Source organism: Pseudomonas sp. NPDC047961 (assembly GCF_050272435.1).
Lineage (GTDB): Bacteria > Pseudomonadota > Gammaproteobacteria > Pseudomonadales > Pseudomonadaceae > Stutzerimonas.
Window position 1 is genome coordinate 734,517 of record NZ_JBNNMD010000003.1, and the last position, 15,637, is coordinate 750,153.

The 15,637-nt window shown below is 59.2% G+C and carries 15 protein-coding genes and 2 tRNA genes; 9 read left to right on the forward strand and 8 right to left on the reverse strand.

The genetic code is table 11. The features are described from left to right. Positions 1 to 13: 13 nt before the first annotated feature. Together ACQKIK_RS14170 and ACQKIK_RS14175 are read right to left on the reverse strand one after the other, a co-directional pair. Positions 14 to 1,897, reverse strand: coding sequence for a DUF1302 domain-containing protein (locus ACQKIK_RS14170; RefSeq protein WP_499136395.1), 1,884 nt, complete (start codon positions 1,895 to 1,897; stop codon positions 14 to 16). 586 nt (positions 1,898 to 2,483) lie between these two features. Further along, positions 2,484 to 3,041, reverse strand: a complete 558-nt coding sequence (locus tag ACQKIK_RS14175) for a hypoxanthine-guanine phosphoribosyltransferase (protein WP_046162600.1) — start codon at positions 3,039 to 3,041, stop codon at positions 2,484 to 2,486. A 174-nt stretch (positions 3,042 to 3,215) separates the two neighbouring features. Between ACQKIK_RS14175 and upp the strand changes: the two genes are divergently transcribed. The 3 genes from upp (at position 3,216) to ACQKIK_RS14190 (ending at position 5,529) form a co-directional block, all read left to right on the forward strand. Next, the gene (upp, locus tag ACQKIK_RS14180) at positions 3,216 to 3,854 is read left to right on the forward strand and encodes a uracil phosphoribosyltransferase (protein WP_045424968.1); all 639 of its coding nucleotides are present in this window, start codon (positions 3,216 to 3,218) and stop codon (positions 3,852 to 3,854) included. 1 nt (position 3,855) lies between these two features. Then, entirely contained in the window at positions 3,856 to 5,118 is a 1,263-nt protein-coding gene (locus ACQKIK_RS14185) for a uracil-xanthine permease family protein (RefSeq protein WP_499136396.1), read from the forward strand. Between the two features lie 93 nt (positions 5,119 to 5,211). Next, complete coding sequence (locus ACQKIK_RS14190; RefSeq protein WP_499136397.1) at positions 5,212 to 5,529, forward strand: YkgJ family cysteine cluster protein; 318 nt, start codon at positions 5,212 to 5,214, stop codon at positions 5,527 to 5,529. Positions 5,530 to 5,560: 31 nt separating this feature from the next. Here the strand turns inward: ACQKIK_RS14190 and ACQKIK_RS14195 are convergent, their stop codons facing one another. The 6 genes from ACQKIK_RS14195 to hemA form a co-directional block, all read right to left on the reverse strand. Further along, the gene (locus ACQKIK_RS14195) at positions 5,561 to 6,079 is read right to left on the reverse strand and encodes an acyloxyacyl hydrolase (protein ID WP_499136398.1); all 519 of its coding nucleotides are present in this window, start codon (positions 6,077 to 6,079) and stop codon (positions 5,561 to 5,563) included. 85 nt (positions 6,080 to 6,164) lie between these two features. Continuing rightward, positions 6,165 to 6,956, reverse strand: a complete 792-nt coding sequence (gene murI, locus ACQKIK_RS14200; RefSeq protein ID WP_499136399.1) for a glutamate racemase — start codon at positions 6,954 to 6,956, stop codon at positions 6,165 to 6,167. Beyond that, positions 6,949 to 7,704: a molybdopterin-synthase adenylyltransferase MoeB gene (locus tag ACQKIK_RS14205; RefSeq protein ID WP_499136400.1), complete on the reverse strand. Its 756-nt coding sequence runs from the start codon at positions 7,702 to 7,704 to the stop codon at positions 6,949 to 6,951. Before ACQKIK_RS14205 ends, murI begins: the two co-directional genes overlap by 8 nt. Positions 7,705 to 7,723: 19 nt before the next feature. Continuing rightward, positions 7,724 to 8,551 carry a peptide chain release factor N(5)-glutamine methyltransferase gene (gene prmC / locus ACQKIK_RS14210; protein ID WP_499136401.1) on the reverse strand — a complete coding sequence of 276 codons (828 nt, stop codon included), beginning with the start codon at positions 8,549 to 8,551 and terminating at the stop codon, positions 7,724 to 7,726. Between the two features lie 69 nt (positions 8,552 to 8,620). Next, positions 8,621 to 9,703, reverse strand: a complete 1,083-nt coding sequence (prfA, locus tag ACQKIK_RS14215) for a peptide chain release factor 1 (protein WP_499136402.1) — start codon at positions 9,701 to 9,703, stop codon at positions 8,621 to 8,623. Further along, complete coding sequence (gene hemA / locus ACQKIK_RS14220; RefSeq protein WP_499136403.1) at positions 9,700 to 10,968, reverse strand: glutamyl-tRNA reductase; 1,269 nt, start codon at positions 10,966 to 10,968, stop codon at positions 9,700 to 9,702. Before hemA ends, prfA begins: the two co-directional genes overlap by 4 nt. Positions 10,969 to 11,147: 179 nt before the next feature. Here hemA and ACQKIK_RS14225 point away from each other — a divergent pair, with 179 nt between their 5' ends. The 6 genes from ACQKIK_RS14225 to ACQKIK_RS14250 all read left to right on the forward strand — a co-directional run bounded on the left by ACQKIK_RS14225 (position 11,148) and on the right by ACQKIK_RS14250 (position 15,600). Then, complete coding sequence (locus ACQKIK_RS14225; RefSeq protein ID WP_499136404.1) at positions 11,148 to 12,875, forward strand: tetratricopeptide repeat protein; 1,728 nt, start codon at positions 11,148 to 11,150, stop codon at positions 12,873 to 12,875. Between the two features lie 3 nt (positions 12,876 to 12,878). After that, on the forward strand, positions 12,879 to 13,499 hold the full coding sequence (gene lolB / locus ACQKIK_RS14230) for a lipoprotein insertase outer membrane protein LolB (protein ID WP_499136406.1): 621 nt from the start codon (positions 12,879 to 12,881) through the stop codon (positions 13,497 to 13,499). Then, complete coding sequence (gene ispE, locus ACQKIK_RS14235; RefSeq protein WP_499136407.1) at positions 13,499 to 14,359, forward strand: 4-(cytidine 5'-diphospho)-2-C-methyl-D-erythritol kinase; 861 nt, start codon at positions 13,499 to 13,501, stop codon at positions 14,357 to 14,359. The genes lolB and ispE overlap by 1 nt, the downstream gene beginning before the upstream one ends. Positions 14,360 to 14,373: 14 nt before the next feature. Further along, a tRNA-Gln gene (locus ACQKIK_RS14240) sits at positions 14,374 to 14,448 on the forward strand. 52 nt (positions 14,449 to 14,500) lie between these two features. Then, positions 14,501 to 14,575, forward strand: a tRNA-Gln gene (locus ACQKIK_RS14245). Positions 14,576 to 14,658: 83 nt separating this feature from the next. Continuing rightward, complete coding sequence (locus ACQKIK_RS14250; RefSeq protein ID WP_019341796.1) at positions 14,659 to 15,600, forward strand: ribose-phosphate pyrophosphokinase; 942 nt, start codon at positions 14,659 to 14,661, stop codon at positions 15,598 to 15,600. Positions 15,601 to 15,637 lie beyond the last annotated feature (37 nt).

The following is a 15,637-nucleotide window of genomic DNA, read 5'->3' on the forward strand; positions in this document are numbered from 1 at the left end:
TGAAATAGCCTCCTTAGAAGTTCACGCCCATGCTCAGGGCAAGAAAGTCGCGATCAACCAGCGTGTTGTAGTCGCCATCGAAGAAATCGGTATAGGACAGGCTGGCCGTATAGCGGTTCTGATAGACCGCGTCGACGCCGACGCTCACAGCTTTCGAGTCTTCATTGAACAGACCGTTCGGTCCGTAACCGTCCACATCGTGAGAGAAGGACACGTTTGGCGTGAGGTTTACGCCAGCGAATACGTTGCTGTAATCCGCAAGTGCACGCAGGCGGTAGCCCCAAGAATTGGCAGTTACGAAGCCTTCATCACCGTACGCAGCAAGCTGGCCGGCATCGTCCGGGGTGCCATAAATGGCATCACGGCCATAGCGGAGATCGCTTGTACTTTCTAAGCCACCTACATGAGCGAACCCAACCTCCCCTACAACAGTTACTCGGCCAGCGCCCAATACCTGATCGAAGAAATGAGTGAAGGTCGTCTGGACCTGAGTGATCTCCTTACGGTTATAACCACGGTTATCAGCTCCCTCGGCAGTTGCAACGGGAGATGCTGCCGAGCCGGTATTAGCTATCGATAGCGGATTGAGCAGCGCACGACTGAGATCGGTTGTGTTGATTTGTACCGGAGCGTTCGGACGATAACTAATTTCGCCGGACCATGCCGTACCTGTCGGCAGCGTCGTCGAGAAGCTTGCTCCGTATAGCCGGATATCTTCTGGGTATTCAAGGTAGTACTTGCCGTTACCTAATGCCGCAGACTGCAGTAACCCACCAGCCACACCTAGTACGCAAGCAGGCGTCCCAGGACCGAAAACCGCGGGATCACATGGACCATTCGCAACAGCAACCGCACCGGCAACAGCCCCACCAAAAGCGGGACTACCGGGCACATCGAGGATCCCCGATGCGGTCTGCGTACTCACGATCGGCGTTCGGCTATGGTAGTTCATGAAATAAAGGCCATATTCGGTGGCATCGCCCAGCCACCGAAACGCGAAACCATACTGACCAGAGTCACGAGCATCGCGATCGCCGCCGCGTGGCAGGACGATCCCTTCCGATGTCACATCGAAGCCTTGTCCAAACCCAGCGGCAAGGGGCTGAAGCGGGGCAATGGTAGGATTCCCAACGTGATAATTGTTATCACACCCATCCTGCGCTACATCGCTACCGAAAAAGGTACCGCAGTTATCAACAATCGTTTGATCCCACTCAAGCTGGTAGAACGCCTCCATGCTTAACCGATCACTAACACTCTGCGACACATAAAGCATGTTTACCGGGATCAAGCCTTCCTTGATCTCGGCGCCAGGACGGCGGAACGCCGCTGCATCTAGCGGGTTGATCGAGTTGATCGAGTTGCCAATGAACGTGCTTTCGCCCCAGCTAACAACCTGCTTACCAACGCGGACGGTGCCAGGCAGGTCACCCAAGTAATAGTTGTGGTAGAGAAAAGCATCGAGAATTTGAGCACCGGAGGATTGCGCAGCCTCCTTACGATTGCTGTCGCTGATGTCCTTGAACAGACGGTTTTCATCCTTCAGTTCAAAGTCGTACCAGTATTTGCCACGAATAAAGGCACCGCTATCGCCATAGCGCAATTCAAGATCGTGAATACCTTTGAAAATCTTGGAGAAGGTCTCGCCCTTCTTGAAGTTCAAACGGCCGTCATCACCAGTCTGCGTGTATCCAGTACCGCCATTATTGATACCTACCAAATCCATATCCCGGTCCGTCGTCGACCAGCTGGCGCCGATCGACATCGCCGAGTCCAACTGCCCCTCCACTTCCCCAATATTGAACGTGACAGCGTAAGCGGGTGATGCAGTGCCCAACGCGACCGCGAGGGCCAGGGTCTTGGGCTGGAAGATTCCTTGCCTTGTTGTTTTTGTCATGAGGCGCTCCTGGTTGGTTCGAAGTACGTTCACCCTAACCACACGAAGGCAGAGGGTTAAGCGCACTAAGGTTTGATTTGCTTTGTCACTCTTAAGTATGAATGGCCTTCCCAGCACTGGCCTACAACCGGATAGCTGCCAGCGTAGCGGATGGCCTTCGACGAAGCTATCCGAGAGCTTAGCCGCCAGTCAAAGAGACGCAACCCTCTAAATAGAGCAGTTGCGATGCTGTTCGCGAGGATTTAGGCGGAGCTGAGCGCAACTGGTCCTCGTTTACTCGAACAGCCGAGCTTTACACGGGCACAGGCACTATCCGCCGCGACGAATAGACTCGCAGCGATGCGCAAGAGCGTTACCAAAGCGCAACGCGTGGGGCGAAACGAAACAGCCGGAAGGGAATGGAACGCCAACGCTCACGGAGACCAGAACCGCTGCCGAGGTGCGCTAAGACTGGGCGAGACAGCCTGTCGGAAGGAAGCCTTTAGATCGAGGCTAGAAAGACCACCGCGCATTTTTTTATCGCTTAGGTCAGAAGCCGCGATCCGGACGCTTTCAGATGCGCGACTTAGTGCCAGCGGGTAACTCGTCACATGCCTTTAACAGCAAAAATGCCAGGCGCGTTCCGCCAGTAACCCTTGTAGTCCATGCCATAGCCGAACACGTAGCGATCGACGCAGCTGAGCCCAACATAATCAGCCTTAAGATCTGGACGCGCCTTGCGCTGATGATCCTTATCGACCAGCACCGCAGTGTGCACAGCGGCAGCGCCGGCATGCCGGCAAAAATCAATGATTGCGCCGAGCGTGTGCCCTTCGTCGAGGATGTCATCGATAATCAGCACATCACGATCCATGAACGAGATTTCTGGCTTGGCTTTCCAGAACAGCTCCCCTCCGCTGGTTTCGTTGCGATAACGCGTCGCATGCAGGTAGGAGAGTTCCAGCGGGAAATTCAGCTTGGTAACCAGCTTGCCGGAGAAAATCAGCCCCCCGTTCATCACGCAGAACACCACAGGGTTTCGGTCGGCCAGTTCAGCATTGATTTTCGCGGCCACCGCGTCGATTGCTGCTTCGACCTCGGGGTCGGAATAAAGGCAGTCGGCTTCAGCCATGATCTGGCGGACGTGTGCAAGATCGACGGACATGGCGATGCTCCAATACAGTTGAAAGATGAAGCAGCTCGATCAGCCGCCCTCAAATAAGGGGCGCGACGATACCGATGCAGCCAGGCACAGGGCAAGCCCTCTCGGATACATCAATAGCCGCTAACACCCTGATGCATTAATCTACGCCGGTTTATTTGACCGCCGGAGCCAACCATGACCACTCGAGAGATCCGCCACCCGCTTATTCGCCACAAACTTGGGTTGATGCGCCGTGCCGATATCAGTACCAAGAATTTTCGCGAACTGGCGCAGGAGGTTGGTTCGATCCTGACGTACGAAGCGACTCGCGACTTGCCGCTGGAAAACTACAGCATTGATGGCTGGTGCGGCCCGGTCCAGGTTGAAAAGATTTCTGGCAAGAAGATTACCGTTGTGCCGATTCTTCGTGCGGGCATCGGCATGCTCGACGGCGTACTCAGCCTGATACCAGGTGCCAAGGTCAGCGCGGTCGGCATTGCACGCAATGAGGAAACTCTGCAGGCGCACACTTACCTAGAGCGTCTCGTCGATGATCTCGACCAACGCCTGGCGATGATCATCGATCCGATGTTGGCAACCGGCGGATCGATGGTTGCAGCAATCGACATGCTGAAAAAGGCCGGCTGCAAGGAAATCCGCGCCCTGGTTCTGGTGGCTGCACCGGAAGGCATTGAGGCCGTGGAAAAGGCACATCCAGACGTCACCATCTATACCGCCTCCATTGATGACCGCCTGGACGAGAACGGCTACATCATGCCCGGCCTGGGCGATGCCGGAGACAAGATCTTCGGCACCAAGCAGAAGGACATCTGAGATGCCGCAACCCATGGAAGAACCGCTCGGACGCCAGGTGCTGGCCGGTGCGCAGATGCTGTTCGTGGCGTTCGGCGCGCTGGTGCTGATGCCGCTGATTACCGGAATGGACCCCAACGTCGCGCTGTTCACCGCCGGTATCGGCACCCTGTTGTTTCAACTGGTCACCAAACGCCAAGTACCCGTATTCCTGGCGTCGAGTTTCGCTTTCATCGCGCCAATCATCGCCGCCAAGGGTGACTTCGGCCTGCCAGCGGTACTTGGCGGCGTGGTAGCGGCCGGCATCGTTTACATGTTTCTCGGCTTTGCGGTGCGCCTGAAAGGCCCTGGATTCATAGACCGGCTACTACCTCCCGTAGTAATCGCACCGGTGATCATCTCCATCGGCCTCGCCCTATCGCCCGTCGCAGTAAATATGGCCATGGGCAAAGCCGGTGACGGCAGCGCTCAGCTCGTGCCCTACACCACGGCCATGATGATCTCAATGCCCGCCCTGTTGACCACCCTGCTGGTCGCTGTACTCGGCAAAGGTCTATTCCGGCTGGTGCCGATCCTGGCTGGCGTCGCTGTGGGCTATGGTCTGTCGTTCGCGTTTGGTGTCGTGGATACAACCGGAATCGCGGCGGCACCTTGGCTGGCGGTGCCGAACTTCGTCACACCGGAATTCCACTGGGGTGCAATTCTGTTCATGGTCCCGGTCGCGCTAGCACCCGCTATCGAGCACATCGGTGGCGTGGTGGCGATTGGTGGCGTGACGGGCAACAACTTCATCAAGATACCGGGTCTGCATCGCACGCTCCTCGGTGACGGCCTGGCGACTTCAGCAGCGGGACTGTTCGGCGGCCCGCCTAACACCACGTATGCGGAAGTGACCGGGGCGGTGATGCTCACCAAGAACTACAACCCGAAAATCATGACCTGGGCGGCGGCGTTCGCCATTGTCCTGGCGTTCATCGGGAAATTTGGAGCTGGGCTGCTGAGCATTCCGGTGCCAGTCATGGGCGGCATCCTCTGCCTGCTGTTCGGTTCAATCGCGGTGGTTGGCCTGAGCACACTGATTCGCCATCAGGTGGACCTGGCCGAAGCGCGCAACCTCATCATCGTGTCCGTGACGCTGGTGTTCGGCATCGGCGGCATGACGTTCGGCTACGGGGAATTCAGCCTGTCCGGTATCTCGTTATGCGCCATCATCGCGCTGTTACTCAACTTGGTGCTGCCCGGCGGTGAAGGCTGGAAAAACAAGCAAATCGAAGAAAACAGCTAGCCTATCGCGCCAGCACAACAGTGCTGGCTTTTAGCTTCTCAGCGACATTAGCGGCATGCAGCTATCCCGATGCAAGACGCGTAGACTGCCGCGATGACTCAATCTGCCATTCCCCACCGCCAGTTGCCCGACGAGACGGTCAGCTGCAGCAGCTGCGCCGCGTGCTGTTGTCGCCTCGAAGTACTGCTGCTGACCGACACTGGCGTCCCGGAACGCTTCATCGAGGAAGATGACTGGGGCGGCCAAGTAATGCGCCGCCTCGACGATGGGTGGTGCGTAGCGCTCGACCGGGACAGCATGCGCTGCGCCATCTACGCTCAGCGGCCGCTTATCTGCCGGGAGTTCGAGCTGGGCTCGGATGACTGCCTGGACGAGCGCAAGGGCTCAGCAAACGCTTATCTGGAAGGCTGACGACAGCGCCATCAGCCTCCACGTTTAGCTATCAGAACGAGGCTCGATAGTGCACTGCATAGCTTTCGATACCATCGTTGGGGTCCTTGATGCCGGCGTTGGAGTAATGGATGGCTCGCACGCCAACCTCATGTCCGCCGGCGAAACGCAGGCCAGCCCCCAAGCGGTCCTCGAACTGAAAAGACGAGCCCAGGCCGTTGTTTTCCACTTCGGTATTCTCGAACGCTGCGATGCCGATGCCCGCTTCGAGATAAGGCGTCACTGACCCGCCGTTGAATTCATAGACGAATACCGGTGCGAGCGAAACGCTGTGGTTGCTAGAGGTCTCGTCGCCTTCCCAGTAAGTGTAGCCTGCATCCCAGTAGCCCGTTAGCCGACCTACGCTGCTCTGGAACCAGCTACGGTTGAAGTCAAATTGCGCACCCAGCCGATAGGTCGTCGTCGACTCGCCGGTGCGGCCAACGGCAGCAGTCAGGTCGAGTGCATGGACGGCAGCCACCTGCCCCAGAGAAATAGCCGCAACTGCGGCGAGGGAGATCAGTTTTGTCATACGGAATGTCCTTACTGGAATGTTGGTGTCGCTTGCCTTGCTAAGTATCCTTACAAATACAGAGGCCGGCCAGCACGGGGAGTTCCTAAACAGAACAGTATGAAACTGTACCGTTTTCGCCCCAAAGTACCGGTAGAACGCAGGCCAATCGCCGGGGGTCGCCGCTGCTCCAGAAGCGCATGACGGCATTCCCGTCGCTTAGCTGGCCGCTGGCCGCCAGCAACCTCTCGAGATGCCGTGCGACCGCGGCACCGGTATCGACCAGAGCGACCTCAGGGGGCAGCATTTCGCGCAGCAGCGGCTTTACGAAAGGATAGTGGGTGCAGCCGAGAATCAGCGTATCGCAGCCCTGCTCGACCAATGGCTGAACCAGGCTCTCAAGCAGCGCGCGGGTGCCTGCCGTAGCGAGCTCCCCGGCTTCGATACGCTCGACAAGCCCAGGGCATGGCTGCGTAATGACGCGCACGTCGCTGGCGAAACGGTCGAGCAGCGCTGCAAACTTGGCGCTCTTCAAGGTGCCCGTCGTGGCCAGCACGCCCACCACCCCACTGCGGGTTGCCCGGGCGGCCGGTTTGACGGCGGGCTCCATCCCAATCAATGGCAGCTGCGGATACTGCTCACGCAAGTCCGCCACTCCTGCGGCCGTTGCGGTATTGCAGGCCAGCACCAGCGCTTTGGCGCCTTGCTCAAGCAAAAACCCAGCGATGGCCCGGCAGCGCTCGCGGATGAACGCCGGGCTTTTTTCGCCGTAGGGGACGTGACCGCTGTCCGCTACATACAGCAACGATTCATGAGGCAGGCGGGCACGAATTTCCCGGAGCACCGACAGCCCGCCCACACCAGAATCAAAAACGCCAATCGGCCCATTGTCAGACACGGCCGCTTCCGCAGACTGCGCAGGCCGGGTCGCGCTTGACCTTCAGCTCGCGGAAACGACTGGACAGCGCATCCACCAATAGCAGGCGGCCAATCAAAGGCTCACCGAAACCGACGAGCAACTTGATTGCCTCAAGCGCCTGCAGGCTACCCACCATCCCGACGACAGGCCCGAGCACGCCAGCCTCGCTGCAAGTCAGCTCAGCCTCGGTGCCATGGCCGTAAAGGCAGTGATAGCAGGGGCTGGACTCGACCCGAGGGTCAAACACCGATAGCTGCCCTTCGAGCCGTATGGCCGCGCCGCTCACCAGCGGTTTCACGGCCGCTACACACGCTGCGTTGACAGCCTCACGAACCGCAAAGTTGTCCGTGCAATCCAGCACCAGGTCGACTCTTGCCACAGCGGCACCAAGCGTGTCGGCATCCATCGCGGCGCGGTGCGGCACCAGCTTGACCAAAGGGTTGAGCGCAGATAGCCGAGCCATTGCCGAGTCCACCTTGTGCAACCCCACCGATGGCGTGTCGTGAGCAATCTGCCGCTGCAGATTGGTCAGATCGAGCTGATCGAAATCCGCCAGATGGAGTTCACCGACACCGGCGGCGGCGAGATATAACGCGACGGGCGAGCCAAGCCCGCCAAGCCCGACGATCAGCACACGGCTCTGCTTAAGCTTGAGCTGGCCCTCGATATCAACTTGTCTCAGCAAGATCTGCCGGCTGTAACGCAGCAGCTCGTCATCGCTCAGCATGCACCACTCCTCATTGGGTTCATCGCAGCCGCCCGAAGCTGACACGCTCGTGGCCACCGAAATCCTTGCGGCTAGCGACATCGACGAAACCGCCATCGAACAACAGGGTCCGCACCGCCATCGCCTGGTCGTAACCGTGCTCCAGTATCAGCCAGCCGGACGGAAGCAGATGAGTAGGCGCCTGCTCGATGATCAGCCGGATGTCATCCAGTCCATCTCCTCCCGCCACCAGCGCACTGCTCGGTTCGAAGCGCACGTCACCCTGCAAAAGATGCGGGTCACTGGCGGGAATGTAGGGCGGATTGGAGACGATCAATCCATAACGCTGGCCCGCGAGCGACGAGAACCACTGGCTCTCGATAAACCCCACATTGCCGAGCCCAAGTCGCTGAGCATTACGGGTGGCAAGCGTAACGGCTTCGCCGATGCGGTCCACGCCGGTAAGCCGCCAAGTGGAGCGCTCACTGGCAAGCGCCAGGGCAATCGCACCGGTCCCCGTACCCAGATCGAGCACATCCGCCGGACCAGCTGGAAGCATCTCCAACGCTGTTTCAACCAGCAGTTCGGTGTCCGGTCGCGGAATCAAGGTATGTGGCGCTACTTCGAGATCGAGACTCCAGAATCCCTGGCGGCCCAGAATGTAAGCCACCGGCTCGCCAAGCCGACGACGCTCAAGGTAAGCCGCAAAGCGAGCCTCGACCTCGGGTAGCACCTCGCGATCAGGCCAGGTGCGCAGATAGCTTGTCCCTTTGCCCAGCGCGGCTGCGAGCAGCCACTCGGCATCGAGCTTGGCGCTCGGCGAGTCGGGCAGCTGGGCGGCACGCAGCAGGTAGTCGATTGTCGCCATGTTCGGGTTTCCAGGACTCAGTGGTACGCCGCCATCAACAACCGGAAGGATTCGCCGATAAGCGAGCGGTCAGTCGCCCAGCGCAGCAAGCTGATCGGCTTGATATTCCTGCAGCAGCGGTTCGATCACCTGCTCAACTGCGCCGCTGACCACTTCATTGAGCGAATACAACGTCAGGTTGATGCGGTGATCCGTAACGCGCCCCTGTGGGAAGTTGTAAGTCCGAATACGCTCGGAACGATCGCCCGAGCCCACCAGCAACTTGCGCGTATCGGAAATTTCCTTGTGCGCCGCGCTGTCCTGCACATCTTGCAGCTTGGCGGCCAACCAGGCCATGGCCCGAGCACGGTTCTTGTGCTGCGAGCGCTCTTCCTGGCATTCCACCACAATGCCGCTGGGCAAGTGGGTAATACGCACCGCCGAATCGGTCTTGTTGATGTGCTGACCGCCAGCCCCGGAGGCGCGGTAGGTGTCGACGCGCAGGTCAGCCGGATTGATTTCGATGGCGATTTGCTCGTCCGGCTCCGGCAAGACCGCAACGGTGCAGGCCGAGGTATGGATACGTCCCTGGGATTCGGTTTCGGGTACGCGCTGAACCCGGTGCGCGCCCGACTCGAACTTGAGCTTGGCGAATACGTTATCGCCCTCGACTCGCGAGATCACTTCCTTGTAGCCGCCGTGTTCACCCGGGCTTTCGGACAGGATCTCGACGCGCCAGCCTTGCCGCTCGGCGTAGCGGGAATACATACGAAACAGATCGCCAGAGAAGATCGCTGCCTCGTCGCCACCGGTGCCAGCTCGAATCTCGAGGAAGACGTTACGCCCATCCTTGGGATCCTTCGGCAGAAGCATGCGCTGCAGCCGAGCCTCGATCGCCTCGAGCTTCCCGCGTGCTTCGGCGACTTCTTCCTCCGCCATCTCGCGAACATCCGGATCGTTGTCCTTGAGTAATGCCTGAGCACCCTCAAGGTCGGACTGCATCTTGAGGAATTCGCGATAGGTGGCGATGACCGGTTCGACTTCAGCGTACTCGCGCGAATAGGCGCGAAAACGGGGCTGATCGCTGATCACTTCAGCGTCACCCAGTAACGCTGTCAGCTCTTCGAAGCGGTCCTGCAGAGTATCGAGTTTGTTGAGCAGCGACGCTTTCATGGTTTGTCCGTGCTGTCTTGCAAGGCAAAGAGGTCCTGGACGATGCTCAGAGCCTCAACACGCCCTTCGGCAGAAAGTTTTTTCAACTGAACGCTGGGCGCGTGCAGCAGCTTGTTGGTCAGTCCTCGAGCTAGCTGCGCCAGTGCATCCTCGGGCGTGCCGCCATTGGCCAACAACCGCTGGGCACGCAGCAGCTCCTCATCACGAAGGCGTTCGGCGTGCTGCCGATAAGCCTTGAGCACATCCACAGCCGCCAGCTCACGGAGCCGCGCCATGAAATCGTCAGTCCCGACCGCAACCAGCTCTTCGGCGGCCTGTGCAGCGCCCTGTCGGCTCTTGAGATTCTCTGCCACCACTTCATGAAGATCATCAACGGTGTAGAGATAGACATCATCCAGATCGGCAACCTGCGCTTCTATATCGCGCGGCACGGCAATGTCCACCATGAACATCGGTTTGTGCTTGCGCTTCTTCAGCGCCTGCTCGACCGCCCCCTTGCCGAGAATCGGCAGCTGGCTGGCGGTTGAGCTGATGACGATATCGCTGTTGTAGAGCTCCTGCGGAATGTCAGCAAGCAAGATGGCATGAGCACCGAACTGCTCGGCCAGCGCGCTCGCGCGTTCGAGGGTACGGTTGGCCACCACGATGCGCTTGACGCCCTGCTCATGCAGGTGCCGAGCGACCAAGGTGATGGTCTCGCCAGCGCCGATCAGCAACGCCTGGCTGCGATCGAGGTTGGCGAAGATCTGCTTGGCCAGGCTGACCGCAGCGAACGCGACTGAAACCGGGTTTTCCCCGATGGCGGTGTCGGTACGTACGGTCTTGGCGGTGCTGAAGGTGGCCTGAAACAGACGCCCCAGCAGCGGGCCGACGCTACCGGCCTCACGCGCCACAGCATAGGCGGACTTCATCTGCCCGAGAATCTGCGGCTCCCCTAACACCATGGAATCCAGGCCGGAGGCAACACGCATCATGTGCCGCACCGCCTGGTCGTCGATATGAACATAGGCACACGCCTTGAGATCATCGAGACTCAGTCGGTGATAGTTGGCCAGCCAGGCCAGCACCGCATCGGCTTCGATCCGGTCCTGTTCGAGGTACAGCTCGCTGCGATTGCAGGTCGATAGAATCGCTGCTTCACGCGTGGGCGTGACTCGACACAGCTGCTGCAGCGCCTCGACCATCTGTTCAGGCGTGAACGCCACACGCTCTCGCACGTCCACCGATGCGGTCTTGTGATTGATGCCAAGCGCGATGAAGGTCATGCAGGTCGCTGATTCGAAAACGGAGCGCGCGATTCTCCTACTTCGCCTGTCCTAGAACAACCGTTGCCTGTCATTGTCTGTACCTATCGAGCCGTCCACTCGCCTCGCAGGCCAGCCCGTGTGCTTGCCTGGCCGCTTGTGTCATCATGCCGCGACCGCAGACCAGCCTGATGTTCCCTATGAAAAAACTCCTCGCCCTCAGCGCCGTCCTATTTCTCGGTGGCTGCCAAAGCTTCATGCAGAGCCCCCCGGACAGCGGCCCGCCGATCGAGGAGGTCACGACGGAGCCTGCGGCGAAAAGCCCCAACGAGTATGGCTCGTTCAGCGGCGATACCCTGTATGCATTGCTAGTAGCAGAACTGGCCGGCCAGCGGAATCGCTTCGATATCGCCTTGGGCACCTATGTCCAGCAGGCCAACGCGACGCAGGATGCCGGCGTCGCGGAGCGCGGTTTCCGCATCGCCGAATACCTCGGCGCCGACCAAGCGGCGCTCGATACGGCCATCATCTGGGCGAACAATGCACCGGACAATCTCGACGCCCAGCGCGCTGCAGCCGTTCAGTTGGCACGCGCGGGGCGTTACGAAGAGTCCCTCTCGTTCATGGAGAAGGTGCTCCGGGGTCAGGGCGACACGCATTTTGACTTCCTAGCACTGTCCGCCGCTGAAACCGATCCGGACACGCGCACCGGCCTGCTCAAGAGTTTCGACCAACTGCTGGCAAAGCATCCCGACAATCCCCAACTGAAATTCGGCAAGGCCGTGTTGCTGCAACAGGACGGCCGTCCTGAAGAAGCACTCGCGCTGCTCGAGGAGCAACCAGCCAGCGAGCAGCAGATCCCGTCGATTCTGCTCCAGGCTCGTCTGCTGCAGGTTTTGAAGCGCAGCAACGAAGCCATACCGCTATTGGAAAAAAGCCTTCGCCGGCACCCCGAAGACAAGCGCTTGCGGTTGACCTACGCCCGCTTGCTGGTGGAACAGGATCGGCTCGACGAAGCCATGGGTGAATTCGCCACGCTGGTCCAACAATACCCAAGCGACGATGACTTGCGCTTCTCGATGGCCCTGGTATGCCTCGAAGCGCAAGCCTGGCGTGAAGCCATTGTTTACCTGGAAGATCTGATCGAGCGCGGGAGCCATCTCGACGCCGCTCATTTCAATCTGGGCCGAGCCTACCGTGAGCTGGGCAAGCACGAGCAGGCACTGGCCGCGTTTGCCAAGGTCGGCCCCGGCAACGAATATTTGCCGGCGAAACTGATGCAGGCGGAGCTGCTGTTCGCTCTCGACCGCAACCAGGAAGCGTCACAGCTGCTGGCAAGCGCTCGGGACGAGCAGCCCGATTACGCCATACAGCTGTACCTCATCGAATTGGAAGCGCTTTCCGGGCAGCAACAGATCGAAGCAGCCTGGAAACTGGCGGAACAGGCGCTGGTTGAATTTCCGGACGACCTGAACCTGCTCTATACCCGAGCGATGATTGCCGAAAAGCGCGGCGATCTGGCTCAGCTGGAACGAGACCTTCGCTACATCATCGAGCGCGAGCCAGACAATGCCATGGCCATCAACGCTCTCGGCTACACGCTTGCTGACCGCACCGACCGATACAATGAAGCCCGAACTCTGATCGAGCAGGCCTACCAACTGAATCCTGATGATGCCGCCATCCTCGACAGCCTCGGCTGGGTCAATTACCGCCTGGGCAATCTCGAAGAAGCCGAAACCCAATTGCGCAAAGCCTATGAACGCTTTGCCGACCATGAAGTTGCCGCTCATCTCGGCGAGGTGCTCTGGGCTTCGGGTGATCAGCGAGAGGCGCGGGCCATCTGGGCGAAAGCCTTGAAGGCGCAGCCCGACAGCCAAGTCCTGCGTGACACCATCAAACGACTGACAGGCTCGGAGAAACCCTGACCCATGAAGCTGATGCGTAACCTGCTGACCCCCACCCTCGCCTTGCTGCTGGCTGGCTGCGCCGGTCTCGGTCCGCAGGAGTCAGTTGAGGGCCCCGGCAATGCCGAGGACTGGAAAACCCATAAAGCCCATATCAGCGAGATCGATGGCTGGCAGATCAGCGGCAAAATAGGTATTCAGGCACCGCAGGATTCGGGCAGCGGCACCCTGTTCTGGCTGCAGCGCCAGGATTATTTCGATATTCGTCTCTCCGGCCCCTTAGGTCGGGGCGCTACGCGCCTGACTGGACGCCCCGATGCGGTGGCGCTGGAAGTTGCCGGCCAGGGACGCTTCGAGGCCGACTCGCCGGAAGCATTGGTTGAAGGCCAGCTGGGCTGGCAGCTACCCGTCTCCAACCTGCTCTGGTGGGTACGCGGCCTGCCGGCTCCGGACAGCCGCAGCCGCATCGCCCTCAACGCCAACGGGCAGCTAGCCAGCCTGAAGCAAGATGGTTGGGATGTTCAGTACTTGGGCTATACCGAGGAGGACGGTTATCCGCTGCCAAATCGCATCAAATTGGCAGGTCGTGACCTGAAAATCACACTGGTGGTCAAGGACTGGCAGCCGCGCCAGCTCGGACGCTGATGCTCGCACTGACACTCCCCGCACCAGCGAAGCTCAATCTCATGCTGCATATCCTCGGCCGTCGCGCCGACGGATACCACGAGCTTCAAACGCTGTTCCAGTTTCTCGACTATGGCGACGAGCTGACTTTCAGACCTCGAGCCGATGGACAGATCCGATTACATACGGACCTCCCGGGCGTCGACCATGACAGCAACCTGATCGTACGCGCTGCACGCCTCCTGCAGACGCGCAGCGGCTGCACTCAAGGCGCTGACATCGATTTGAGCAAGCGCTTGCCCATGGGCGGCGGTATTGGCGGTGGAAGCTCCGATGCGGCCGCCACCCTGCTTGGCCTCGATCACCTCTGGCAGACCCACCTGGGCGAAGACACGCTGGCGGAGATCGGCTTGGCATTGGGCGCTGATGTTCCGGTATTCGTTAGAGGCCGCGCAGCCTTTGCCGAAGGGGTTGGTGAACGCCTGCAACCAGTCGAATTGAACGAACCCTGGTACCTCGTAATCGCCCCGCAAGTCTCTGTTAGTACAGCAGAAATATTTTCCGACCCAGAGTTGACACGCAATACCCCGGCCATTACAGTTCGCAGCCTTCTTGCAGGGGGCGGTCATAACGACTGTCAGCCGGTAGTCGAGAGGCGTTACCCAGAAGTTCGTAACGCTTTGAGCTTGTTGAACAAATTTGTTCCAGCAAGAATGACCGGCACTGGAGCTTGTTTGTTTGGGAGCTTCCCAAACAAGGGTGAGGCTGATAGAGTTTGCCGCCAACTTCCAGCCGATTTACCAGCATTCGTCGCTCAAGGCCGCAATATTTCGATGTTGCACCGAAAGCTTGCGCAGCTGGCACAGGAAGCAAGTGGTTAGAGGTTGTAGGTTACAGGGGCGTCGCCAAGCGGTAAGGCACCAGGTTTTGATCCTGGCATGCGTTGGTTCGAATCCAGCCGCCCCTGCCATAACCTTTCGGGGTTAATACAACCGGACAAGCACTTTCAGGGTTACATCTACAGGGGCGTCGCCAAGCGGTAAGGCACCAGGTTTTGATCCTGGCATGCGTTGGTTCGAATCCAGCCGCCCCTGCCAAACATCACGAGAGCTGTTCAAAACGCCTGGCCTTTTGAACAGCTTTTTGTTTCATCGGATCCACCCTCAGGCAGGTACTGCGCGTGTCCAAGATGATGGTCTTCACGGGGAACGCCAACCCCGACCTGGCCCGGCGTGTTGTACGTCAGCTGCATATCCCTCTCGGTGACGCCTACGTCGGAAAGTTCTCCGACGGCGAAATCAGTGTCGAGATCAACGAGAACGTTCGTGGTAAGGACGTCTTTCTGATTCAGCCGACCTGTGCGCCCACCAATGACAATCTGATGGAACTGGTTGTGATGGCAGACGCCTTCCGCCGGTCCTCCGCCACTCGCATCACAGCCGTCATTCCCTACTTTGGTTATGCCCGTCAGGATCGCCGTCCGCGCTCCGCACGCGTGCCGATCAGCGCTAAAGTCGTGGCTGACATGCTCGATGTGGTCGGGGTCAACCGTGTACTCACGGTCGACCTGCACGCTGACCAGATCCAGGGCTTCTTCGACATGCCGGTAGATAACATCTACGGTTCCCCGGTCCTGGTCGACGATATACAGGCTCAGCGCTTCGAGAACCTGATGATCGTCTCCCCCGATATCGGTGGTGTGGTACGAGCTCGTGCTGTCGCCAAATCGTTGGGTGTGGATCTGGCGATCATCGACAAGCGTCGTCCCAAAGCCAACCAGTCCGAAGTGATGCACATCATCGGTGATATCGAAGGCCGTACCTGCATCCTCGTCGATGACATGGTCGATACCGCCGGCACCCTGTGCCATGCCGCAACCGCTCTAAAAGATCATGGCGCGTCCAAGGTCTTCGCGTATTGCACACACCCAATTCTGTCCGGTCGCGCCATCGAGAATATCGAAGGTTCGGTCCTCGACGAGCTGGTCGTGACCAATACCATCCCGCTGTCCGCAGCGGCGCAAGCCTGTACCCGTATTCGCCAGTTGGACATCGCGCCAATGGTGGCTGAAGCGGTTCGCCGCATCAGCAATGCTGAATCGATCAGCGCGATGTTCCGCTAAGCCAAACGCTTAGCCCTTTGCGCAGAACGAAAATGTG